This is a genomic window from Sphingopyxis sp. 22461 (assembly GCF_052044915.1).
In the GTDB taxonomy this organism is placed as follows: Bacteria; Pseudomonadota; Alphaproteobacteria; order Sphingomonadales; family Sphingomonadaceae; genus Sphingopyxis.
Genome location: NZ_JBQENY010000007.1, coordinates 35294 through 58426 on the forward strand (window position 1 = coordinate 35294; position 23133 = coordinate 58426).

Annotated in this window: 25 protein-coding genes; 16 read left to right on the forward strand and 9 right to left on the reverse strand. The window is 66.8% G+C overall.

From position 1 onward, the window contains the following. The first annotated feature begins 19 nt into the window (after positions 1-19). The gene (locus ACTJI5_RS12570; protein ID WP_440860554.1) at positions 20-628 is read left to right on the forward strand and encodes a class I SAM-dependent methyltransferase; all 609 of its coding nucleotides are present in this window, start codon (positions 20-22) and stop codon (positions 626-628) included. 73 nt (positions 629-701) lie between these two features. On the opposite strand, the gene ACTJI5_RS12575 is transcribed toward ACTJI5_RS12570, so the two are convergent. From ACTJI5_RS12575 to ACTJI5_RS12590, 4 genes are all read right to left on the reverse strand, one after another. Continuing rightward, a complete protein-coding gene (locus tag ACTJI5_RS12575; protein WP_440860555.1) occupies positions 702-1163 on the reverse strand; it encodes a nucleoside deaminase in 462 nt (153 codons plus the stop codon). A gap of 109 nt (positions 1164-1272) precedes the next feature. Continuing rightward, a complete protein-coding gene (locus ACTJI5_RS12580; RefSeq protein WP_440860556.1) occupies positions 1273-1806 on the reverse strand; it encodes an SRPBCC family protein in 534 nt (177 codons plus the stop codon). Beyond that, on the reverse strand, positions 1806-2186 hold the full coding sequence (locus tag ACTJI5_RS12585) for an ArsR/SmtB family transcription factor (protein ID WP_440860557.1): 381 nt from the start codon (positions 2184-2186) through the stop codon (positions 1806-1808). The genes ACTJI5_RS12580 and ACTJI5_RS12585 overlap by 1 nt, the downstream gene beginning before the upstream one ends. Before the next feature lie 49 nt (positions 2187-2235). Beyond that, the gene (locus ACTJI5_RS12590; RefSeq protein ID WP_440860558.1) at positions 2236-2922 is read right to left on the reverse strand and encodes a hypothetical protein; all 687 of its coding nucleotides are present in this window, start codon (positions 2920-2922) and stop codon (positions 2236-2238) included. 130 nt (positions 2923-3052) lie between these two features. Here ACTJI5_RS12590 and ACTJI5_RS12595 point away from each other — a divergent pair, with 130 nt between their 5' ends. From ACTJI5_RS12595 to phhA, 15 genes are all read left to right on the forward strand, one after another. After that, positions 3053-3751 carry a peptidylprolyl isomerase gene (locus ACTJI5_RS12595; protein ID WP_440860559.1) on the forward strand — a complete coding sequence of 233 codons (699 nt, stop codon included), beginning with the start codon at positions 3053-3055 and terminating at the stop codon, positions 3749-3751. A 60-nt stretch (positions 3752-3811) separates the two neighbouring features. Beyond that, positions 3812-4105 (forward strand): GIY-YIG nuclease family protein, encoded by a 294-nt coding sequence (locus ACTJI5_RS12600; RefSeq protein WP_440860560.1) that lies wholly within the window; start codon positions 3812-3814, stop codon positions 4103-4105. A gap of 103 nt (positions 4106-4208) precedes the next feature. Then, positions 4209-5003 carry an outer membrane protein assembly factor BamD gene (locus ACTJI5_RS12605; protein ID WP_056368495.1) on the forward strand — a complete coding sequence of 265 codons (795 nt, stop codon included), beginning with the start codon at positions 4209-4211 and terminating at the stop codon, positions 5001-5003. Between the two features lie 47 nt (positions 5004-5050). Next, positions 5051-6721, forward strand: coding sequence for a DNA repair protein RecN (gene recN, locus ACTJI5_RS12610; RefSeq protein WP_440860561.1), 1671 nt, complete (start codon positions 5051-5053; stop codon positions 6719-6721). Further along, positions 6718-7401: a GNAT family N-acetyltransferase gene (locus tag ACTJI5_RS12615; RefSeq protein WP_440860562.1), complete on the forward strand. Its 684-nt coding sequence runs from the start codon at positions 6718-6720 to the stop codon at positions 7399-7401. The genes recN and ACTJI5_RS12615 overlap by 4 nt, the downstream gene beginning before the upstream one ends. Next, positions 7398-7796, forward strand: a complete 399-nt coding sequence (locus tag ACTJI5_RS12620) for a putative quinol monooxygenase (RefSeq protein WP_440860563.1) — start codon at positions 7398-7400, stop codon at positions 7794-7796. Before ACTJI5_RS12615 ends, ACTJI5_RS12620 begins: the two co-directional genes overlap by 4 nt. Further along, positions 7793-9979, forward strand: a complete 2187-nt coding sequence (gene ligA / locus ACTJI5_RS12625; protein ID WP_440860564.1) for an NAD-dependent DNA ligase LigA — start codon at positions 7793-7795, stop codon at positions 9977-9979. The genes ACTJI5_RS12620 and ligA overlap by 4 nt, the downstream gene beginning before the upstream one ends. 106 nt (positions 9980-10085) lie before the next feature. Next, a complete protein-coding gene (locus tag ACTJI5_RS12630; protein WP_440860565.1) occupies positions 10086-11255 on the forward strand; it encodes a sterol desaturase family protein in 1170 nt (389 codons plus the stop codon). Positions 11256-11319: 64 nt separating this feature from the next. Further along, positions 11320-11712, forward strand: coding sequence for a hypothetical protein (locus ACTJI5_RS12635; RefSeq protein ID WP_440860566.1), 393 nt, complete (start codon positions 11320-11322; stop codon positions 11710-11712). Between the two features lie 69 nt (positions 11713-11781). Continuing rightward, on the forward strand, positions 11782-13791 hold the full coding sequence (locus ACTJI5_RS12640) for a TonB-dependent receptor family protein (RefSeq protein ID WP_440860567.1): 2010 nt from the start codon (positions 11782-11784) through the stop codon (positions 13789-13791). A 15-nt stretch (positions 13792-13806) separates the two neighbouring features. Then, a complete protein-coding gene (locus ACTJI5_RS12645) occupies positions 13807-15159 on the forward strand; it encodes a PepSY-associated TM helix domain-containing protein (RefSeq protein WP_440860568.1) in 1353 nt (450 codons plus the stop codon). A gap of 7 nt (positions 15160-15166) precedes the next feature. Beyond that, positions 15167-15931: a molybdate ABC transporter substrate-binding protein gene (modA, locus tag ACTJI5_RS12650; protein WP_440860569.1), complete on the forward strand. Its 765-nt coding sequence runs from the start codon at positions 15167-15169 to the stop codon at positions 15929-15931. After that, positions 15931-16626 carry a molybdate ABC transporter permease subunit gene (modB, locus tag ACTJI5_RS12655; RefSeq protein WP_439513816.1) on the forward strand — a complete coding sequence of 232 codons (696 nt, stop codon included), beginning with the start codon at positions 15931-15933 and terminating at the stop codon, positions 16624-16626. The genes modA and modB overlap by 1 nt, the downstream gene beginning before the upstream one ends. Then, a complete protein-coding gene (locus ACTJI5_RS12660; protein ID WP_440860570.1) occupies positions 16616-17236 on the forward strand; it encodes a molybdenum ABC transporter ATP-binding protein in 621 nt (206 codons plus the stop codon). Before modB ends, ACTJI5_RS12660 begins: the two co-directional genes overlap by 11 nt. 39 nt (positions 17237-17275) lie before the next feature. Then, positions 17276-18148, forward strand: coding sequence for a phenylalanine 4-monooxygenase (gene phhA / locus ACTJI5_RS12665; RefSeq protein WP_137892856.1), 873 nt, complete (start codon positions 17276-17278; stop codon positions 18146-18148). A 3-nt stretch (positions 18149-18151) separates the two neighbouring features. Here the strand turns inward: phhA and ACTJI5_RS12670 are convergent, their stop codons facing one another. The 5 genes from ACTJI5_RS12670 to ACTJI5_RS12690 all read right to left on the reverse strand — a co-directional run bounded on the left by ACTJI5_RS12670 (position 18152) and on the right by ACTJI5_RS12690 (position 23104). Beyond that, complete coding sequence (locus tag ACTJI5_RS12670) at positions 18152-18964, reverse strand: hypothetical protein (protein WP_440860571.1); 813 nt, start codon at positions 18962-18964, stop codon at positions 18152-18154. 7 nt (positions 18965-18971) lie between these two features. Next, the gene (locus ACTJI5_RS12675) at positions 18972-19853 is read right to left on the reverse strand and encodes a hypothetical protein (RefSeq protein ID WP_439513819.1); all 882 of its coding nucleotides are present in this window, start codon (positions 19851-19853) and stop codon (positions 18972-18974) included. A 64-nt stretch (positions 19854-19917) separates the two neighbouring features. After that, positions 19918-20889 carry a 50S ribosomal protein L11 methyltransferase gene (locus tag ACTJI5_RS12680; protein ID WP_440860572.1) on the reverse strand — a complete coding sequence of 324 codons (972 nt, stop codon included), beginning with the start codon at positions 20887-20889 and terminating at the stop codon, positions 19918-19920. Positions 20890-21006: 117 nt separating this feature from the next. Beyond that, a complete protein-coding gene (locus tag ACTJI5_RS12685; RefSeq protein ID WP_058539646.1) occupies positions 21007-21699 on the reverse strand; it encodes an SDR family NAD(P)-dependent oxidoreductase in 693 nt (230 codons plus the stop codon). 52 nt (positions 21700-21751) lie between these two features. Further along, complete coding sequence (locus tag ACTJI5_RS12690; RefSeq protein ID WP_058539647.1) at positions 21752-23104, reverse strand: methyl-accepting chemotaxis protein; 1353 nt, start codon at positions 23102-23104, stop codon at positions 21752-21754. Positions 23105-23133 lie beyond the last annotated feature (29 nt).

Genomic DNA, 23133 nt, shown 5'->3' on the forward strand with positions numbered 1-23133 from the left:
AGTCATTCGTGGAAGACCAATGCAGGATGTTCTGGAAGGATACGCCGCCGTTGCCACCGCGGACTTTATTGCCGCATATGAAGGGCTGTCGCCGGAAAGCATATACAAGCACGTCATCGATTTACTCCCAGATCGCAGCATTAAGATTGCGGATATTGGAGCCGGAACGGGGCGCGACGCAGCATGGTTGGCCGCCAAGGGACACGACATACTCGCTATCGAACCGGTGCGTGAACTTCGCGAGGCGGGCAAGAAGCTTCACCCCTCCGCAAATATCAAGTGGCTGGATGATCGCTTGCCATATCTCGGCGCAGTGCCGGCCGGTGTCTCGTTCGATCTCGTGACCTTGTGCGCCGTGTGGCAGCACCTTCCCGACGCAGATCGGGCAATCGCCATAGCTCGCCTTGCGACTATGATCGCACCGAACGGAATCCTCATCATGTCGCTTCGACACGGCCCCGGCGCCAAAGGTCGCAGGGTATTTCCGGTGTCGCCCGACCTGACAATCGAAATGGCATATGCTTGTGGACTGCACCTCCTGCGCAGGCAGGACGCCCACTCCATTCAAAGGGGTAATCAGGTCATGGGGGTTTCTTGGACTTGGCTTGCTTTCGGGAAGGTCCGCTAACGGAGCGCTTCGCCGCAGCGTTGATTGGCGTATTCCGGTCGCAAGCCGTCGTCGGCGTATCGCCCTGCGTTGATCAACCCTGCCGCTGCCGCCAGCCCGCATAGAGATCGGGTTTGCCGGCCAGCCGGAGGGGCAGGTGCCGGATTTCCATCGACTGCTGCGAAAATGGCTTGGCCAGATCGTCATAGATCGCCGCCGTCGACAGGCCGTAGGGGGCGCCGTCCTCGTTCGAATAGGCATAGGTCACGGCTTCGATTCCCGTGAGGCGCATCGCCGCCATGCACATCGGGCAGGGGTGCCCGCTCGCGAAGACCGCGCAGCCGCTGAGGTCGGCGCCCAGCGACTTGCTCGCGAGCCGGATGGCATTGAGTTCGGCATGCGAGGTCGGATCGCCGGTCGCCGATATTTCGTTGACGGCCTTGGCGATGATCCGCCCGTCACGGACGATCACCGCGCCAAACGGCCGGCCGCCCTTTTCTGCATTGGCATAGGCGAGCGCGATCGCTTCGCGCAGATATTCTTCGCTGTCTTCCATGATCGTGGCATTCCCGTCGGCTTGTCTTCGCGTCGGAAAATGCCACGATCCCTGGCCGGCTGTCCATGCAGACAGCCCGTTCTTTCGGGGCTTCGGTCAAATTCTGGCGTCAGCCGAACAGGCGCTCGGCATAAACGCCGCGCAGCTGCGCAAAATTGTCCCAGTGCGGCACCGGCGTCGTACCGCGCAGCTTCGCTTCGAGCACATCGACATGGCTGTGCCAGCCCGCGCTGACGTTGAGCAGCACCGACGGATCCTCGACACGGCTGTGGACGATCGTCAGCAGCACTTCATCGCCCTTTTCCGTGAGGGTGAAGGTCACGCCGCCGGTGCTGCCCCAGCTGATCGCAAGGCTGCGCGGGGCGTCGATCGCCAAGACTTCGCACGTCATGCGGTGCTCGTCGCCAAAGCCCTCGGGACGCGTGCCCGGCGGGTCGGTGAGTTCGTCGTTGCGCCAGACGAGTTCGACGGGTGCGCCGACCATCGCCTCCATCGCGCCCGCGGCGAGCCATAGGCGGCGCAGTTCGCCATCGGTTAGGTACGACCAGACGCGCTCGATCGGGCCGGGGAGCAGGCGCTCGATCGTCAGCGTCGCGGGCTCGGTGAGCACGCCGTAATTGTCGTGGGTCAGCATCGTCGTCATCACTTTTCTCCTTCTTTCCCGGGGAGGGGCTTCTTGGGGGGAGGGGGGACGGCATCCTCGGCGCGCAGCAGCCGTTCGAGCGTATCGAGCCGGTCGGTCCAGAAGCGGCGGTACATGCCAAGCCACTGGTCGGCGCTCATCAGCGGCACGGGGTCGAGGCTGCAGACATGGGTGCGCCCGCGCACGTCGCGGCGGACCATCCCGGCACTTTCCAGCACCTTGATATGCTTCGATGCCGCGGCGAGCGACATCGTGAAGGGCTCAGCCAGCTCGCCGACCGTCCGTTCGCCGGCGGCCAGCTCGCCCAGCATCGCCCGGCGCGTTGCATCGCCCAGCGCGTGGAAAATCGTATCGAGTGTGTGCGAATCATGTTCAACCATGAGGTTGAATATTCATCGCCCTGATTTTAATGTCAACCGATTGGTTGAATTATTTCGCGTCGGCCCCGGCGATCCGGTTTCCCGCATCCTCGCGATAGAGCGACCAGTCGGCGGGGCATTTGTTCACCGCCTTTGGCAATCCCTGCATCCCTTCGGTGATCCAGCAATCGTTGAAGATCGAACAATAGCAGGCACGGACCTTGAGTTTCCACCGCTCCTTGTTGAACCTCTGCCAGACTTTTTCGGATGCGGGGATTCGCGGAAAGCTGACGAATTCGATCGTCTCGCCGGGCCGCACGGCGATTCCGGTTGAAGGCGAGGTGGAAAAGCGCAAGGGGCGCGCGCCGGCGTCGGTGCAGCATGCTTCGAGCAAGTCGATCGGGGTGTTTACCGGCTTGCCTTCATAGCGGATTTCGATCGGGCCGAGGATCGCGGGGCCGACCCCGTTGTTTGTCAGCGTCAGCGCAATATCCTGATTGCCGGCCTTGTCGCCATTGCTCGTTCCGAAGGTCACGAAGGGCATCACCCCGCCGCTCTGCATCTTCTGCGTCGCGTCGGCCTGAACGAAGGCAAAATAGGCGAGCGCGAGCGAGGCGATCAGCGCTGGCAGGCCAATGAGGAAATGCGCGATCGTAATGAATGGCAAATAGCGCAGGAAGCGCGATCCGATCGCCGCGACGTCGGGTGCGGACACGGCAGGTTCGGGTGTGGTGTCGCGGCTCGACGTTTCGCTCATCACTATCCTCTTTCGTTGCCTGGGGGCGCATGCCTAGACCGGCTTGCTGATTTTTCCAATCGGCCCTGTTGCCGGCAACCATTCTGAAACCGCTCGCATCGACCGGTGCATTGCGTTTATGATCGGTGCCATGCTGACCACGCTCCTTTCCGCGCTCGCGCTCGCCGCCCAATCGACCCCCGTCCCGCCGCAGGCGACGCAATTGCCGCCCGCTACGCTGCCGCCGATTCCTGCGCCCGTCACGCCCGTTGTCGAGGCGGATACGCGGCCCTATGTCGCGCTCGCCACCGATCTCGGCACGATCACATTGCGGATCGAAAACAAGCGCGCGCCGATCACGGCCACCAATTTCCTCCGCTATGTCGATGCGAAGCGGATGGACGGGTTCAAATTCTATCGCTCGACAAAAAGCTGGGGTCCGGCGAACCAGCTGGTACAGGCGGGCAACCGCGGCGATGCGCGCAAGAATTTTCCGCCGATCGCGCACGAGCCGACCACGAAGACGGGGCTGACCAACTGCAAGGGCGCGCTGTCGATGGCGCGGCTCAACCCCGGCGATGCGACGAGCGACTTCTTCCTGCTCTTGTCCGATATCAAGGGCTTCAACGCCGATGCGCCGGGCGGCGACGGCGCGGGTTTCGCGGTGTTTGGCGAGATCGTCGGCGGCGCCGATGTCGCCGAGGCGATCTTCAACGCCCCGATCTCGCCGACCGCGGGTGAGGGCGTGATGGTCGGCCAGATGCTCGAACCTCAGGTGACGATCAAGACCGCGCGGCGCGTCCCGGCACCGGCGGATGCTCCGAAGGGGTGTGTGGTGAAGGGGAGTTGAGATGGTGATCCTTTTCCCGTCACCCCCGCGAAGGCAGGGGTCCCGCTTGTCCCGCTGCGCGTGAGCAAAGGCGGTCACGTCTACATCATGGCCGACCGCTACCGCGGCACGATCTACATCGGCGTAACAGCGCATCTTTCCGCCCGGATAATGCAACACCGGACTGGTGACGGCTCGGATTTCTGCAAGCGTTACTGCCTCGAACGCCTCGTCTACGCCGAGCCTCACGACGACATCCGCGATGCCATCGCCCGCGAAAAGGCGATGAAGAAATGGAATCGCGAATGGAAGATTCGGCTGATCGAGGGGCAGAATCCTGATTGGCTCGATTTGTTCAATACGCTCAATGCATGAAAGCGGGACCCCCGCCTTCGCGGGGGTGACGAAGAGGCAGGAAACGGCGACAAATGACGATCATTTATTTTGCGTTCATCCGCGCTGTGGCTATACCGCGCGCATGACTCAACATGCCCCTTCGCGCGCGACCCTGCGCCTGCTCGCCGCCGCACTTGCGATTACTCCCATGCTGGCGGCCTGTGCCGGGGGCGGCAATGTGAAGAAGGACACGCGCTACGTCGCGCGCGACGTCAACACGCTGTACCGCGCGGCGCAGGACCGGCTCGACCGCCGGCAATATGGCCTCGCCGCGGCGCTGTTCGACGAGGTCGAGCGCCAGCACCCCTATTCGCCGTGGGCGCGCCGCGCGCAGCTGATGAGCTCGTTCAGCTATTATATGGACCGCGAATATACCCCGGCGATCGAGGCCGCGCAGCGCTTCCTCGCGATCCATCCGGGCAACAAGGACGCGGCCTACGCCTATTATCTGATCGCGCTCAGCTATTATGAGCAGATTAGCGATGTTACCCGCGACCAGAAGATCACCCAGCAGGCGCAGAACGCGCTCGGCGAAGTGATCCGCCGCTATCCCGACAGCCGCTATGCGTCGGACGCGCGGCTCAAGGTCGACCTGGTGCAGGATCATCTTGCGGGCAAGGAAATGGAGATCGGCCGTTTCTACCAGCGCAGCTCGAACTGGCTCGCCGCATCGATCCGTTTCCGCGAGGTCGTCGACAAATATCAGACGACCAGCCACGCGCCCGAGGCGCTCTATCGCCTGACCGAATGCTATCTCGCGCTTGGCATCCCCACCGAGGCGAAAAAGTCGGCCGCGGTGCTCGGTGCCAACTATCCGGGCAACGAATGGTATGCGCGCGCCTACAAGCTGATGCAGAAGAACGCGCCGAGCGCCTGATTGCGCCGGGAATAGATTCTGCCTTTGTTCTGCGGTAAGGACGGCCTGTGCTAACCGCTTTGTCCATCGCCAATATCGTCCTGATCGAACGGCTCGACCTCGATTTCGAGGCCGGGCTGGGCGTGCTGACCGGCGAAACCGGGGCGGGCAAGTCGATCCTGCTCGACGCGCTGGGCCTCGCGCTCGGCGCGCGCGCCGACAGCGCGCTGGTGCGGCAGGGCACCGACAAGGCGCAGGTGACCGCCAGCTTTGTCGCGCCGGCGCCGGGGACGAAGCTCGCGGCGCTGCTCGCCGAGAATGAGATTGCGCTGGAAACCGGCGAACCGTTGCTGATCCGCCGCACATTGAAGGCCGACGGCGGCAGCCGCGCCTTCCTCAATGACCAGCCCTGTTCGGCGGCGCTGCTGCGCGAGGTCGGAACCTATCTCGTCGAAATTCACGGCCAGCACGACGACCGCGGCCTGCTCGCCCCCGCCGGGCACCGCGCGCTGCTCGACGCCTATGCCCGCGCCGATACCCGCGGCGTCGCCGCCGCCCACACCGCATGGCGTGCCGCCGAGGACAGGCTCGCCGCCGCGCGCACCGCAATTTCCGAAGCCGAACGCGATCGCGAATGGCTCGAGCATTGCGTCGCCGAATTGCAGACGCTGGCGCCCCAACCCGGCGAGGATGCCGAACTCTCCGAAGCGCGCGCCACGATGCAAAAGGGCGAGAAGGTCGCCGGCGACCTCGGCGCGATCATGGAGGCGTTCGAGGGCAGCGACAGCGGCCCCGCGCAACTCCGCGGCGCGGCGCGGCGGCTCGACCGGCTCGCGGGCGACCATCCGTTGCTCGCCGAGGCGCTCGCGGGGCTCGACCGCGCGATCATCGAGGCCGACGAGGCCGAGAGCAAGCTCCACGAAGCCGCGCGCGCGATGGAATATGATCCCGAACGGCTCGAGGCGACCGAGACGCGGCTGTTCGAGCTGCGCGCGATGGCGCGCAAGCACAATGTCCAGCCCGACGAACTTGCCGAACTCACCGGGACGCTCGCTGCAAGGCTCGATGCGATCGAGGGCGGCAGCGCGGGGCTTGCGAAGCTCGAAACCGCGGTTGCCGAGACCGCCGCCGCTTACACCCACGCCGCGACGGCGCTGTCCGACCAGCGCGCCAAGGCCGCGACCCGCCTCGACGCCGCGGTCGCGGGCGAACTTGTGCCGCTGAAACTCGACGCCGCGCGCTTCCAGACGCTCGTCGAACGCCTGCCTGCCGAGCGCTGGGGGCCCGAGGGCATGGACCGCGTCGAATATCTGATCTCGACCAACCCCGGCGCGCCCTTCGCGCCGCTCGCCAAGATCGCATCGGGCGGCGAACTCTCGCGCTTCATCCTCGCACTGAAGGTCGCGCTCGCCGAAGAGGGTGGCGCCGACACGATCATCTTCGACGAAATCGACCGCGGCGTCGGCGGCGCGGTTGCTTCGGCGATCGGCGAACGGCTCGCGCGCCTTGCGGGCGCGGGCAAGCAGTTGCTCGCGGTGACGCACAGCCCGCAGGTCGCCGCAAAAGGCGCCGCGCATTTCATCATCGCCAAGTCGAGCCAGGGCATCGTCACCCGCACCAGCGTCCACGCGCTCGACGAAGCCGGCCGCCGCGAAGAAATCGCGCGCATGCTCTCGGGCGCCGAAGTCACGGCCGAGGCGCGCGCGCAGGCCGAGAGGCTGCTGGAGACGGCGGTATGACTGCGCCGCATCCGCTCGACCGGCCCGTCTGGAGCATGCTTACCGGGCGGCAGGCGCATCTCGCCGAGGGCGGTGGCGCCGCAGTGCGGATCGACCGCGGCTATGGCGTCTTCGGCGCCGCTCCCGACACCGGCGCCGCAGCGCTTGCCGCGTTCGCCGCACTCGTCCCCGATGAAGGCGAAATCTGGATCGTCGAGGGCGAGCCGTGGCCGGTCCCTCCCGGCACGCGCGAAGTGAAGCGCGCGGTGCTGGCGCAGATGGTCGCCGAGGGCGCGCCGCCGCTGCGCGAAGGCGAGCCCGCGATCATCGCGCTCGGCGACGATGATGCCCCCGAAATGGCGTCGCTCGCCGAGCATGCGAAGCCCGGACCATGGGGGCCGAAGACGCATCGCTACGGCCCCTTCTTCGGAATCCGCGAAAACGGCCGGCTGCTCGCGATGGCGGGGCAACGCATATTGGTTCCCGGCATGGCCGAGGTCAGCGGTGTCGCGACGTGGGAGGATTGCCGCGGCCGCGGGCTCGCACGCGCGCTGATCGGCCACGTCATGCGCGAAATGGTCGCGCGCGGCGAGCAGCCCTTCCTGCACAGCTATGCCGACAATGCCGGCGCGATCGCACTCTATGAATCGCTCGGCTTTCGTATCCGGCGAGAGGTGCATGTGCTGGCGATCGCGAAATGATGGACCGCCGCCAGCATCTTGCCGCGATGCTGGCGATGGCCGCGGTGCTGTTCCCCGCAACGAAACTGCGCGCCCTGGAGGCCAAGATGGAAGACGCCGATCCCCACTATGGCCTGCTCGGCCAGATGATGGCGCAGCCGGGCCAACGTGCCGCGCTCGTCGCGATCCTCGCCGAAGGCACCGGGACCATGCCCGGCAACATCGCCTATCTGATCGGCGAGGACAGCGCGAATCCCGACGCGATCTGGATCGTCGAGCTGTGGGACAGCAAGGAAGCGCACGCCGCCTCGCTGAAGCTTCCCGCGGTGCAGGACGCGATCAAAAAGGGGCGTCCGCTGATCGCCGGATTTGGTACTCGCGCCGAGTTCAAGCCGGTGGCAAAGGCCGGTGCATGACCGAAATCGAATCCCTGTCGCAGGCCGACGCCGCCAATGAATTGATGCGGCTGGCGAAGCAGATCGCCTATCACAGCAAACGCTATCATGCGGAGGATGCGCCGGAGATTGATGACGCCGATTATGATGCGCTCGTCCGCCGCAACAACGAACTCGAAGCCGCCTTCCCGGCGCTGATCCGTGCCGACAGCCCAAACAGCCAGGTCGGCGCCGCGGTCGAGGCGTCGCCGCTCGCCAAGGTCACGCACGCGCAGCGGATGATGAGCCTCGACAACGCCTTTGCGGCCGAGGATGTCGAGGAATTCGCTGCGCGCGTTCGGCGCTTCCTCAACCTCAGCGCCGACGCCGTGATCGCGATGACTGCCGAGGACAAGATCGACGGCCTCTCCTGCTCGCTGCGCTACGAAAAGGGCAAGCTTGTGCAGGCCGCGACGCGCGGCGACGGCAGCGTCGGCGAGGATGTCACCGCGAACGTCCGCCATATCGCCGACATTCCGCAGGAACTGAAGGGCGCAGCGCCCGACGTGTTCGAGATCCGCGGCGAAGTCTATATGGCGAAGGCCGATTTCACGGCGCTCAACGAACGATTGATGGAAGAGGGCAGGGCGCTCGCCGCGCAGCGCGAACAGGAGTTCGACTCCGCCACGGTCCGCCAGTTCGCCAACCCGCGCAACGCCGCCGCGGGTTCGCTGCGCCAGAAGGATGCGAGCGTCACCGCATCGCGCCCGCTGCGCTTCCTCGCGCACGGCTGGGGCGAGGTCAGCGCGCTTCCCGCCGACACCCAGTATGATGTGATGAAGCAGATCGAACGCTGGGGCGCCCCGGTGTCGCCGCTGCTCAAGCGTTATGAATCGGTCACCGATATCCTCGCGCATTATGCCGAGATCGAGCGCTGCCGCGCCGACATGGATTATGACATCGACGGCGTCGTCTACAAGGTCGACAGCCTCGCATGGCAGCAGCGCCTCGGCTTTGTCGCCAAGGCGCCGCGCTGGGCCATCGCGCATAAATTTCCCGCCGAACGCGCGCAGACAACCCTTGAGGCAATCGACATACAGGTCGGCCGCACCGGCAAGCTGACCCCCGTCGGGCGGCTCGTTCCGGTCACCGTCGGCGGTGTCGTCGTCTCGAACGTCACGCTCCATAACCGCGACGAGATCGGCCGCCTCGGCGTCCGCCCGGGCGACCGCGTCGTCATCCAACGCGCGGGCGACGTGATCCCGCAGGTTGTGGAGAATCTGACCCGCGACGAAGCGCGCGCGCCTTATCTGTTCCCCGACCATTGCCCCGTTGAATTCGGCGGCTGCGGCAGCGAGGCGGTCGCCGAAGAGGGCGAGGTCGATGTGCGCTGCACCGGCGGGTTGATCTGTCCCGCGCAAAAGTTCGAGCGTCTGCGCCATTTCGTCAGCCGCGGCGCGCTCGACATCGAGGGGCTGGGCGAAAAGAGCATCGAGGAATTCTTGCGGCTAGGCTGGCTCGACAAGGGTCCCGCCGACATCTTCCGGCTAAAAAGCCACCGCGCCGAACTGCTCGGCCGCGAGGGGTGGAAGGAAAAGTCAGTCGACAATCTCTTCGCCGCGATCGAGGCGAAACGCTCGCCCGACGCCGCGCGGCTGCTCTTCGGACTCGGCATCCGTCACGTCGGCGCGGTGACCGCGCGCGATCTGCTTAAGGGGCTCGGCGATATCGCGCGGCTCCCCGAAAAGGCGGCGGAGATCCACGCCTATCTCGAAGCGAACCCGCAGGGCGAGGGCGAATCCGACGGCAAATATACGACGCGCAAGGTCGAGGCGTTCAAGGCGATCCTCGAAGTCCGCGCCGACGGCATTGGCCCCGCCGTCGCCGAAGCGCTCGCCGATTTCTTTCACGAACCCCACAACCGCGATCTATGGGACGACCTCCTCTCCGAAGTCTCGCCGCCGCCTTACATCGTCGAGACGCGCGAGAGCGAAGTGTCGGGAATGACGGTCGTCTTCACCGGCAAGCTCGAAACGATGAGCCGCGATGAGGCCAAGGCGCAGGCCGAAGCGCTCGGTGCCAAGGCCGCGGGCAGCGTCAGCGCCAAGACCGATCTTGTCGTCGCGGGTCCCGGCGCGGGGTCGAAGCTCAAGCAGGCGAGCGCGCTCGGCATCCGCGTGATCGACGAGGCCGACTGGGCGGCGATCGTCGCCGCGGCGGGATGAGAACCATCCACCCTCGTCACCCCGGACTTGATCCGGGGTCCATGACGCCGGGGCAGGAATGGATGCCGGATCAAGTCCGGCATGACGATTGAGGGGGTGGGGCCGCATGGCAAAGCGTGATTATCTTCAGAACCTGATGCGCGATCTCGAATCGCATACCGAGGTGCGGCGGTTCGGTAGCGGCTGGCTGTCGGGCTTCTTCGGGCTGCTGTTCGCGGTCGCGGGTTTCTTCATGGTGATCGCGCTGCGCTTCCCCGACTGGTTCGCGACCCCCGAGCTTGAAATCATCAAGCATTGGGGCGGCTTTCGCGGGCTGGTCCATGCGATCCTGCTCGTGAGCTATGGCCTTTCGCTGCTCAGCCTGCTGCTCCGCCCGCGCAAGGCGCTCGGCCTCACCGCGCTGATGATCGGGCTCGCCGCGATCCTCGTCGGCGGTGCGAACGTCCAGCCGCAGGAAACGCGCGACTGGGGCATTTTCTTCGGGCTCGACTTCTTCGTCGTGAACCTGCTCGTCACCGGCTTCATGTTCGCGCCATTGGAGCGCGCCTTTCCGCATCGCCGGACGCAGCGCCTGTTCCGCATCGAATGGCGCGAGGATCTTTTCTATTATCTCGTCAGCACGATGTTCGTGCAGGTTCTGGGCTTCCTCGCGCTCGCGCCCTCGACGATCATCAACGAGAATACGTCGAACTGGGAGGCGTTCCGTGCCGGGGTCGCCTCGCTGCCGTGGATCGTCCAGTTCGTCATCGTGCTCGTCGCGTCGGACATGGCGCAATATTTCTTCCATCGCACCTTCCACCGCTACCCCTTCCTCTGGGGTTTCCACGCGGTGCACCACAGCGCGAAGTCGATGGACTGGCTCGCGGGATCGCGGATGCATTTCGTCGAGATCATCCTTTTGCGCTCGATCACCTCGCTGCCGCTCTTCACCTTGGGTTTCGCGCCGTCGGTGATGCAGGCCTATATCGGCTTCGTCTATGTCTGGTCGTCGCTGCTCCACGCCAATGTTGGCGGCAATTTCAACCGGCTGGGCCACTGGATCGCGACCCCGCGTTTCCACCACTGGCACCATGGGCTCGAACGCGAGGCGTTCGACGTCAATTTCGCGATCCATTTCCCGTGGATCGACAAGATGTTCGGCACCTTCCACCTGCCCAAGGACCGCTGGCCCGAAAATTACGGCATCCCCGAAGATGTGCCGCGCAGCTATTGGGGCCAGTTCCTCTATCCCTGGACGCGTACGGGCAAGAAGACCGACGAGACGCCGGCCGAATAGCTAGAGCCGAATAGGGCAATCTGTCCGCTTGCCAGCATCGTGGGCGCGCCATAAGGCGCGGGGCGTGAGCCTGCTCGCCGCCTTTCGCCGTCCCGGCATCCTCCTGCTTTTGCCGCTGCTGCTCGCGCTCGCCGCGCGCGTGCTCGTCGCGCCGGGCTGGATGATCGAGAGCGATGCCGGCGGGTCGATTACCGTTCGCATCTGTTCGGACCCCGCCAACCCCGGCGGCACGATGACGATCCCGCTCGAGAAAGCCGGCGACCATAATGCGGGTGAAGCGCAGCAACATTGCCCGTGGGGCGCGCTCGCCAATGCGCCGATCGTCCCCGCCCTGCCCGTCCTCGCCGCCGCGCCAGTCACGGGCGAACCCGTCCCCGTCGCGGCACGCTCGCTCGGCTTCGCGCCGGGCATCGCCTCACCGCTGCCGCCGAGTACCGGACCACCCGCCTTCGCCTGATCCAGACCAATCGGCTGCCCGCGCTTTCGCGCGGCGCGGCCCATGACTGTATTCAGCGAAGGAAAATCTATGAAAACCCGTACCCATGGGGCCGCGCCGTTGCTCGCGCTTGCGACCTGTCTTGTCGCCGCTCCCGTCCGTGCCGAAGAGGTCGATTCGACCATCATCGTCACCGCACCGACCGCCACCGACGCCGCCGAGGAGCGCGCCGCACGCACGCCGGGCGGCACGGACGTCGTGTCATACGACGACTATGCCGACAAATCGGTCGTGTCCTTGCGCGACACGCTCGCTTTCTCACCCGGCGTTTATCTCCAGCCGCGTTACGGGCAGGAGGTTCGCATATCGGTCCGCGGTTCGGGCCTGTCGCGCGGCTTCCACATGCGCGGGCTGACGCTGCTCCAGGACGGCGTGCCGATCAACCTCGCCGACGACAATGGGGATTTCCAGGAACTCGAACCGATCTTCTTCGACCATCTCGAAGTCTATCGCGGCGCCAACGCGCTGCGCTTCGGGTCGGGCACGCTCGGCGGCGCGATCAACGGCGTGACCCCGACGGGGCGCACGGCGAAGGGGATTTACCTGCGCGGCGACGTCGGCAGCTTCGACAGCGTGCGCGGCCTCGTCTCGGCGGGCGTCGCGAGCGACCGCGTGGATGCGTGGGGCGCGATCAGCGCCGATACGTCGGACGGCGACCGCGACCATGCGAAACGCCGCAGCCTGCGCTTTCAAGGCAATGTTGGAATGCGTTTCAGCGACGTGGTGAACACGCGCTTCTACGCCAGCGTCAACCATATCCGGCAGGAAATTCCCGGCGCGCTGACGATGGCGGAGGCTCTGTCGACCCCGCGCAAGGCCAACGCTGGCGCGGTCGCGGGCGATCAGGCGCGCGACATCGACTCGCTGCGCCTCCAGAACCGCACAAGCTTCGACTGGGGCGCTCTGACCCTCGACGTCGGCGGCTTCGTCAACGCCAAGTCGCTCCACCACCCGATCTTCCAGCTCATCGACCAGAAGTCGGTCGATGTGGGCGGCTTCTTCCGCGCCGACTATGCGACCGGCCCGGTCGAGGTCACGCTGGGCGGGGAAATCCGCCGCGGCAGCACCGATGCGCGCCAGTTCGTCAATACCGGCGGGCGGCGCGGCGTGCTGACCTTCGACGCCGACCAGAAGGCACAGACCGCGACGCTTTATGGCGAAGTCCGCGTGCGGCCCGTCGAGGGGCTGACCCTGATCGCGGGCGGCGTCTACGCCGATGGCTGGCGCAAGCGGACCGTCAATTTCTCCGCCACGCCGGCAACCGACGGCCGGATCGACTTCGACGCATTCTCGCCCAAAGTCGGCTTGTTGTTCGAGCCGGCCGCCGATATCCAGATCTTCGCCAACTACAGCCGCTCGGCCGAATTCCCCGGCTTCGGCGAAGTGTTCCAGACGATCGGCACCCCGCCGACGAGCACCGTCGTTTCGGACATCCGCCCGCAGCGCGCATGGACCACCGAGATCGGCACGCGCGGCAAGCTTGGTTTCGCGAGCTGGGATATCGCCGTTTACCGATCGACGCTGAAGGGCGAATTGCTCCAGTTCACGACGAACGCCAGCATCCCCGCCGCGACCTTCAACGCCGCCCGCACGCTCCATCAGGGCGTCGAGGCCGGATTGGATCTGGCACCGACCGACTGGCTGCGGCTGCGGCAGGTCTACACCTACAGCGACTTCCGTTTCCGGGGTGACGCGCAATTCGGCGACAACCGTCTGCCGGTCGTGCCGAAACACGTCTACCGCGCCGAACTCCGCCTCGGCAGCGACGCGCTGCACATCGCGCCGACCCTCGAATGGGTGCCCGACGGACCGTTCGCCGACTACCGCAATCAGGTCCGCACCCCGGGCTATGCGCTGCTCGGCGTCACCGGCGGCGCGGCGATTGCGCAGGGCATCGACGCCTTTGTCGACGTCCGCAACATCACCGGCAAGAAGGCGATCGGCGACATCAGCGCGGCGATCGCCGTCACACCCGCATCGGCGATCTATTACCCCGTCGAACGCCGCGCGGTCTCCGCGGGCATCCGCGCGCGCTTCTAAAGGGCAGGGCAGGGGATGACCGACAGCAACCGCGTTCCGCTCTATCGCACGATCTGGCGCTGGCATTTCTACGCCGGGCTGTTCGTCGTCCCCTTTGTCTTGATCCTGTCGGCGACGGGGGCCGCCTATCTGTTCAAGCCGCAGATCGACCGGTGGGAGGAGCGCGCATGGCGCGACCTGCCGTCGGCGGGCGCGGTCGACGCCGACGCGCGGGTCGCCGCCGTGCTCGCGGCCAATCCGGGCGCGAGCTTTCATTACTACCGCATCCCCGAAGCATCGGGCGATGCGGCGGTCGTCCATATCGGCCTGCCGGATGGGGGAATGCGCGATGTCGCCGTCTCGCCGCGGGGACAGGTGATCGGCGCCGCGGATCCCGACCAGCGCATCTCGGCCTGGCTCTCGCGCATCCACGGCACATTGCTGATCGGCCGCGCCGGCCGCCTGCTCATCGAACTCGCCGCGAGCTGGGCGATCGTGATGATCCTGACCGGCCTCTACCTATGGTGGCCGCGCGGCCGCGGCGCGGCCGGTGTGGTCTGGCCGCGGCTCTCGCTCCGGGGCCGCACCGCGCTGCGCGACCTCCACGCCGTCACCGGCTTCTGGGTTTCGGGCCTCGCGCTGATCCTGCTTTTCACCGCGCTGCCGTGGACCGAGGTGTGGGCTAGCGGCCTTCGCACCGTCCGCGCCGAAATGGGTTGGGTGTCGGGCGTGCAGGACTGGAAGGGCGGCGCCAACCCGCACGCCGCGCACGATCATCATGCGATGGCGGCGGCCCAGCCGGCCGGACCGCCTCCGCAAGCGCGTCTGGAATATATCGTCCTCCGCGCCCGCAGCGAGCATATGCCCGCGCCCGCAATCATCCAGCCGCCGGGCGCACCCAATGCTTTCGGCCCGCCCAACGGCAATGTCTGGACGCTCACGACGCTCACCCAAAACCGCCCGCAGGTTCGCAAGGTGAGCTACGACCCCGAAACAAGCCTGGAGGTGTCGCGCAGCGGCTTTGCCGACAAGCATGTGATCGACCGCGCCGTCGGCTATGGCATCGCGTGGCACGAGGGGCAGCTCTTCGGCCTCGCCAACCAGTTGATCGGCGTCGCGACCGCGCTCGCGCTCTTCACCCTCGCCATCTCGGGCTTCCTGATGTGGCGCCGCCGCAGACCCGATGATGCGCTCGGCGCGCCGCCCGCTGCGCGCGATCCCGCAAAGCTCAAGGGCGTTGCCGCGTTGATCCTGATCCTCGCCGCGCTTCTCCCCATGCTCGCCGCCTCGCTGATCCTCCTCTGGATCGTCGAGCGATTGATCCTTCCGCGCATGCCGAGCATGGCGCGATGGCTCGGCGTTGCGGCGAAGGCCCCGGCGCGCCTATAGGTTGGAGATGGCCCGTGCCCTCCACCTGTTCGCCCTGCTCATCGCGCTGCTCCTCGCCCCCACCGCGATGGCGCAGGAACGTGGCCCCGTCGTGCTCGCGGCGGCGAGCCTGCAGGAGTCGCTCACCGAAGCGGCGAATGCGTGGGCGGCGAAGGGGCACGCCAAACCCGTCATCTCCTTTGCCGCCTCGTCGGCGCTCGCGCGGCAGGTCATGGCGGGCGCCCCCGCCGACCTCTTCCTCTCGGCCGACGAGGAGTGGATGGACGCGGTCGCGAAGGCCGGCCTGCTTCGCGCGGGCACCCGCACGACCTTGCTCGGCAACCGCCTCGTGCTGATCGCCCCCGCGTCGAGCAAGGTCCGCCTGACCCCGGCGCGCGGCTTCGCGCTCGCCAGGGCGCTCGGCAGCCGCCGTCTTGCGCTCGCCGATCCCGACGCGGTGCCTGCGGGCAAATATGCGAAGGCGGCGCTCACGCATCTCGGCGTCTGGGCCGGCGTCGCGGCCAAGGTCGCCCCCGCCGAAAATGTCCGCGCCGCGATGGCGCTCGTCGAACGCGGCGCCGCGCCGCTCGGCATCGTCTACGCAACCGACGCGCGTGCGTCGAAAGCGGTGCGTGTCGTCGGTGTTTTTCCGGCATCGAGCCATCCGCCAATCCGCTACCCCGTCGCGCTGCTCAAGGCGTCACGCAGCAAGGACGCCGCGGGTTTCCGCGCCTTCCTGCTGTCGAAACAGGGCCGCGCGATCTTCGTCCGCCACGGTTTTTCGGCGCCCTGATGCTTTCACCCGAAGAGTGGGGCATTGTCGCGCTGTCGCTGAAGGTCGGCGGCGTCGCGGTGCTCGCCACGCTTCCGATCGCCTTCGCGCTCGCGTGGCTGCTCGCGCGCCACCGCTTCCCCGGCCGCGTTGTCCTTGATGCGCTCGTCCATCTGCCGCTCGTCCTGCCCCCCGTTGTCACCGGCTGGCTGCTGCTCATCGCCTTCGGCCCGTTCGGCCCCGCCGGGCGCTGGCTCGAAAGCTGGTTCGGGGTGAGCCTGATGTTCCGCTGGACCGGCGCCGCGCTGGCGGCGGCGATCATGGCGCTGCCGCTGATGGTGCGCGCGATGCGGCTGTCGATCGAGGGGATCGACCGGCGGCTCGAGGGCGCGGCGCGCACGCTCGGCGCGAGCCCCTGGCACAGCTTCTGGACGATCAGCCTGCCGCTCGCGCTCCCCGGCATCCTCGCCGCGCTCGTCCTCGGCTTCGCACGCTCGATCGGCGAGTTCGGCGCGACGATTACGTTCGTCTCGAACATCCCCGGCGAAACGCGCACGCTGCCGCTCGCCATCTATTCGGCGCTGCAGGTGCCCGGCGGCGAAGCGATGGTGACGCGGCTCGCGCTGCTCTCGGTCGCGCTTTCGCTCGGCGCGCTGATACTGTCCGAATGGCTCGTCCGCCGCACGCATCGCGAAAGGCAGCGCCATGGCGATTGATATCGACGTCGCCAGGCGTCTCGGCGACCGCAGCATCGCCGCGCGCTTCACCGCGGGGCCCGGCCTGACCGCCCTGTTCGGGCCATCGGGCGCGGGCAAAACGAGCATCCTCAACATGGTCGCGGGACTGCTGAGGCCCGACCGGGGGCATATTCGCGTCGGCGACCGCACGCTGTTCGACGGCGCCACCGACCTGCCGCCCGAGGCGCGCCGCGTCGGTTATGTCTTTCAGGACGGGCGGCTCTTCCCGCATCGCCGTGTCCGCGCGAACCTGACCTACGGCCATGACATTGTACCATCCGCGAACCGCTGGATGACCCTCGACGAGGCGACGCGATTCCTCGGCATCGGCCATCTGCTCGATCGCTGGCCGCACAGCCTGTCGGGGGGCGAGGCGCAGCGCGTCGCGATCGGCCGCGCCTTGCTCGCGGGACCCGAAATCCTGCTGATGGACGAACCCCTGTCGTCGCTCGACACCGCGCGGCGCGGCGATATCATGGTGGTGATCGAGCGGATTCGCGACGAGCTCAAACTGCCGATCCTCTATGTCAGCCACGACCGCGCCGAGATCGACCGGCTCGCGACCTCGGTGATGGCGATCGGTGAATAAAGTTTCACATGAAACCATTTTGATGATAGAAGCGGTCGTATGGAAAGCCAGTTTACCCATGTCCATGACACGCCGCCGCCGGGTGCCGCGGCCGACTGGACGATTTCGCAAAATTGGGACGCCTTCACCGCCGACGAGCATGCGATGTGGGACCGCCTCTTCGCGCGCCAGTCGGATATGCTCCCCGGCCGCGCCGCCGACGCCTTCCTGCGCGGGATCGACGTGCTGCGCCTCGAAAAGCCGGGCATACCCGATTATCGCGAGCTCAACGCGCGGCTGATGGCCGCGACGGGGTGGCAGGTGATCGCGGTGCCGGGGCTCGTCCCCGACGAGGTGTTTTTCGACCATCTCGCGAATCGCCGCTTTCCGGCGGGCAATTTCATCCGCACCCCCGAACAGCTCGATTACCTCCAGGAACCCGACGTCTTCCACGACGTCTTCGGCCATGTCCCGATGCTCGCCGACCCGGTGTTCGCGGACTATATGGTCGCGTACGGCGAAGGCGGGCTGCGCAGCCTCAAGTTCGACGCGCTGAAACAGCTCGCGCGGCTTTACTGGTACACGGTCGAATTCGGCCTGATCCGCGAAGCCGGCGGCCTGCGCATCTATGGCGCGGGCATCGTCTCCTCTTTTGCCGAGAGCGTCTTTGCGCTCGATTCGGACAGCCCGAACCGCATCGGCTTCGATCTCGCGCGCGTGATGCGTACCGATTACCGGATCGATGATTTCCAGCAGAATTATTTCGTCATCGACAGCCTCGATCAGCTGCTCGACACGACGGTGAACACCGATTTCGCGCCGCTCTATGCCAAAAATGCCGCGCTGCCGCCGATTCCGATCGCCGACTTCCTGCCGGAGGATGAGGTGATCACGCGCGGCACACAGGAATATGCGCTCGCCAAGAGCGGCTGACCGTCACTCGCCGCTTTTACGGACCGTCGTCACCAGCTGGCGCCGCTGCTGATAGGCTTCGCGGTCGGGCGGCACGGTATAGATCCCGCGCAGCAGCGCCGCGTCGTGGCTCGACAACTCGCGGCGCTCTGCCTCGCCGTCGAACAGCGCCAGGATCGAATCCTTCGGCGGCGGCGGATTGCTCCGGAACTCCGCGAGCGCGACCATCGCGGCATAGGCGGCGACGGCATCGAGCGGCGTGCCGTCGGCCTGTTCGACGTCGATCACGACCGTCGCCGACTGGAGCGCGCGCACGACCTGCGTGCTGACGATGCTGCTGTTGTAAAGCTTCACGAAAAAATCGCTGATCGGCATCCCGTCGCGGCTTTCGTCGCGCGTCGTGTACCACCAGCGGATCGCACCCGTGCCGTCGAGCACGCGATCGCGCGCCACCGGCGCCAGCTCGGCGAACTGGTCGGGCGCCTTGCGGCGCACTGCGCGCGCGAGGCTCCGGCCGTCCGAGCTGAAGGCGACGACGATATTCGCCTGGCAATCTGCGGGGGCGACCGGGGCACCCGCGGCAGCGGCGACCGTGCGAACGCGTGCGTTGACGATGGCCGCGACCGTTTCGTCGACCCCGACCGTGCGCGGGCATATGGGATCGACCCACCGCGCGAGGGGCTTGAGCTGCGCGATCCCGGCGCGCCGCACATATTCGGCCGCGCGTTTCTTCGCTTCTTCGCGGGTGACGGGTGTCCCCGTGACGATGATCGCATCGGGATCGTCACCGGCAACGGGCGCGGCGGCGAGCAGGGCGATGGCGGCGAACAGGCTCATGGCCGGGTCAATCGCCGCTCTTGGGCTTGGCGATCGCGGTAACCAGCTGGCGGCGGTGCTGATGGGCCTCGCGGTCGGGCGGCAGGCTATAGATAGCGCGCAGCAGCGTCTGATCCTCGCTCGACAACGCGCGCCGGTCGTCCTCGCCGTCGAACAGCGCGAGGATCGAGTTTCCGGGCGGCGGCGGGTCGCTGTCCATTTCGGCCATCGCCACCATCGCGGCGAAGGACGCCACGGCATCGAGCGGCGTGCCGTCGGCCTTTTCGACATCGATCACGACGGTCGCGGCGGTCAGCGCGCGCACCGCCTGTGTGCTGATGAGGCTCGATCCATAATGCGATAACGTCGGGCCCGCGCCGTTGATGACCGGCCCGCCGCCTTCGCTATGTCCGACGGCCCATGGCAGCGGCGCGGTCGAGGCCGATACGGCATCGCGGCTTTGCACGCGCGTGCTGTACCACCAGCGGATCGCATCGTCGCCCTGCGCCGTCCGCTCGCGCGCCGCTGGCGACAATTCGCTCAGTTGCATGGGCGATTTGCGCAGCATCGCGCGCGTCAACGCGCCGCCGTTCGAAGTGAAGACGATGGCGATATTGGCGTCGCAGCCCGCCGGGGCGACCCGCGCCCCGGCCGCGACGGCAACCTCGCCGACCCGCTTTTCGACGATGGCCGCCACTGTGTCGTCGACCCCGATGACGTGCGGGCAGACCGGCGCGATCCAGCGCGCGATCGGGCGCAATTCGGCGACACCCGTCCGGCGGACGAATTCGAGCGCGCGCTTGCGGGCTTCGTCGCCGGTGACGGGCGTGCCGGTCACGACGATAGGGTCGGGGGTGTCGCTGGCGACGGGCATGGCGGCAAGCAAAGCGACGGCGGCAAAAAGGCTCATGGCCGATTCCTCCCGGTGACTTGCGCTAGGCTAGCAAATCGCCGCGATATTTCCAGCGTTTAGCTTACCAGCTTCCGAAGCTCGCATCCGATGGGCTCGCGCGGTGGAACGCGCGTTCCTTGCGGCGCCAGCCATAGCGGCGGCGTTTGACGAGCAACAGGCACGGCCATTCGGCGCTGCCGCCGCGCGCGGCGAAGCGAAAGCCCTGTGCGCGGTAGGCGGCGAGCACCGGCTCCATCTGCCGCGCGATGAGGCCGGCCAGGATCGCATGGCCGCCCGGTGCCGTCGCGGCGGCAATATCGGGGGCGAGGGTGATCAGCGGTCCCGCAAGGATGTTCGCGATGACCAGGTCATAGGGCGCACGGTGCTTGATCGACGGGTGATTGGTCCCCGGTGCCACCGCGAGCGCGAGCCGCCCGCCGCCGCGCCCCAATGGCACGCCGTTGATCTCCGCATTGTCGCGCGTCACGAAAATGCTTGCGGGGTCGATGTCCGACGCGATCGTTTTGGCGCGCGGCCACAGCGCCATCGCGGCGAAGGCGAGCAATCCCGTGCCGGTGCCGATGTCGGCGATATTGCGCGGGCTCGCCCCTTGCCGCGCGAGCCGGTCGAGCATCGACAGGCAGCCAGCGGTCGTGTCGTGCCCGCCTGTGCCGAATGCCTGGCTCGCGTCGATCAGGAAAGGGGTGCTGCCCGCGGGCACGCGGTCGGCATAGCTGCTGGTGTGGACGAAAAAGCGCCCCGCCTGCACGGGCTCCAGCCCCTGCTGGCTCAGCGTCACCCAATCCTCTTCGGGCAATTGTGCGACGACGGGTTTCTTGCCCTTCGCGCTCGGCACGAACGACTGCAGCAACGTCAGCAGCGCTGCCCCGGGCTTGGCGTCCATATAGGCGTCGAGCTGCCAAAGCCCGGCGTCCTCGTCGATCTCGCGCGTCACCACGACCGGCGCCTCGGGCGCGGCGTCGAGTTCGGGAATTTCGCCCGACAACGCTTCGGCTTCGTCGCGGGTACAGGGGAGCGAGACGATCCAGCTCATCCGTCCAACCCTGTCACTCCATTACCCTCTTTCGTCATCCCCGCGCAGGCGGGGATCCCGCTTTTTCCGGGCCAGAAGCGGGATTCCCGCCTTCGCGGGAATGACGATGAAAAGAGGTTAGCGCACATAGCTTGCGCCGTTCACGTCGAGCACCGCACCGGTCATCGACGCAGGGGCATCGAGCGCGCACCAGCGCGCCATTTCGCCGACTTCGTCGGGCATTGCGACACGGCCCAGGGGGATGTCGGCAAGCAGTTTCTCGCCGCCGCGGCTCGCCAGATAGTCCTCGGCCATGCCCGTCATCGTGAAGCCGGGGCAGATCGCAAAGGCGAGGATGCCGTCCTTGGCATAGGCGCGCGCGATCGTCTTGGTCATCGCGACCATGCCCGATTTCGACGCGGCATAATGCCAGTGCGCGGGGCTGTCGCCGCGGTACGCGGCGCGGCTCGCGATATTGACGATGCGGCCGGGGGCGCCGCGTTCGTGCCAGTGGAGCACCGCATGGCGGCAGAGCTGCGCGCTCGCGGTCAGATTGACCTGCATCGTGCGGTTCCAGTTCGCGAGCCAGTCGGCGTTGGGGTCGCCCAGCGGGTTTGCCTCGAACACGCCGGCATTGTTGACGAGCACGTCGATGCGGCCGTCGAGCCGGTCGAGACTCGCCTGCCACAATCGGTCGGGGGTCGCGGGATCGGACAGGTCGCCGTCGGCGCTCGACAGCGCGACAACCTTGGTCGCACCGGTGGCGAAGGCGTCGGCGATCGCGGCGCCGATGCCGCGGCTCGCGCCGGTGATCAGGATATGCGTGCTCATGCCCCGCCTTAGGCAGCGGGGCGGGGCTTGCCAAGCGGGGGAAGCGGCTGTGTTATGCCACGCGGCGGCTGAACTCGCTCGCAGCTTGTTCCAGCTGCTGCAACCGGCCGCCCATCTTAGCGAATTCCTGGCTCAGCACGCTGATCTCGCTCGCGACCATACCCGAATCGTTGCGGATGCTCGCGATCGTCGACGACATGCTGTCGGCGGCGAGCGCGGTTTCGTCGACCGCGGCGGTGATCGAGGTGACCGTCTGCGCCTGCGCGTCCATCGCGTCGCGGATGCGCTGTGCCGAGGTCTGCACCTCGACGATCGTCGCCTGGATCGACTGGTTGGCGCTGACCGACCCGCGCGTCGCCTGCTGGATCGCGGTGATCTTGCCCGCGATATCGTCGGTCGCGCGCGCGGTTTCGTTGGCGAGGCTCTTCACCTCCTGCGCGACGACGGCAAAGCCCCGCCCCGATTCGCCCGCACGCGCCGCTTCGATCGTGGCGTTCAATGCGAGAAGGTTGGTTTGTCCTGCGATTTCGCGGATCAGGCCCAAAATGGATTCGATCGATTCGGCGTGATGCGACAGCGTCGCCGACATCGCGACCGCTTCGCCCGCCTGCTCGGACGCGCGCGTTGCGACGCTGGCCGAGGCTTCGACTTCGCTGCGTGCATCCTCGATCGCGCGGATCAGGCCCGCGGCGGTCGAAGCGGCTTCGCGCATCGCCATCGCCGATTGTTCGGACGCCGCGGCGACTTCGCTGGTCTTGGCGATCATGCCCTTCGCCGCCTGGTCGGCCGAGGCCGCCTGCTTGGCGAGCTGCTCGCGCACCCCGTCGGTGTCCTGCACCAGCGACGCGATCGAGCGGTCGAAATCGCCCGCGAGCGTCTGCCGCTCGCTCGAGATCACCGCGCGGTCGAGCTTTTTGGCATAGCGGTGCATGATGTCGAATTCGAGCAGCGCGAGGCGATTCACCGCGCTCGTCAGCCGCGCCAGCCGTTCGGCGTCGCCGAAACAGGCTTCGACGACATATTCGATCGTCAGCCGCTGGCTTTCGGCGATGCACGACATCACCGATGCAAGCGGCAGCTTCACGCGCCGCGCCATATGGGCGTTCTGGCACGCGATCGTCGCGACCTCCTGGCCCGCGGCGTCGGCATATTTGGCCACGGTGTGGCGCGCGCTGCCGCGGACATAGGATTCGAATAATTCGCCCTCGACGCGGCGGTCGACGCTGGGCAGCGTATTGAATGCATTCCAATAGGCCGCGGCGATCGCTTCCTCGCGGCCGGCGATGATGGCGTGAATTTCCGTCGCATTGGCGGCAAGGCGCCCGTCGAGATCGTAATAGGGAAAGCGATCGGCCATCGGCACCGGATCGATCTGCTGCTTATGAATCGGATTTTCCTTCACCATGATCTTGGCTTCCCTGATCGACCCAAAAG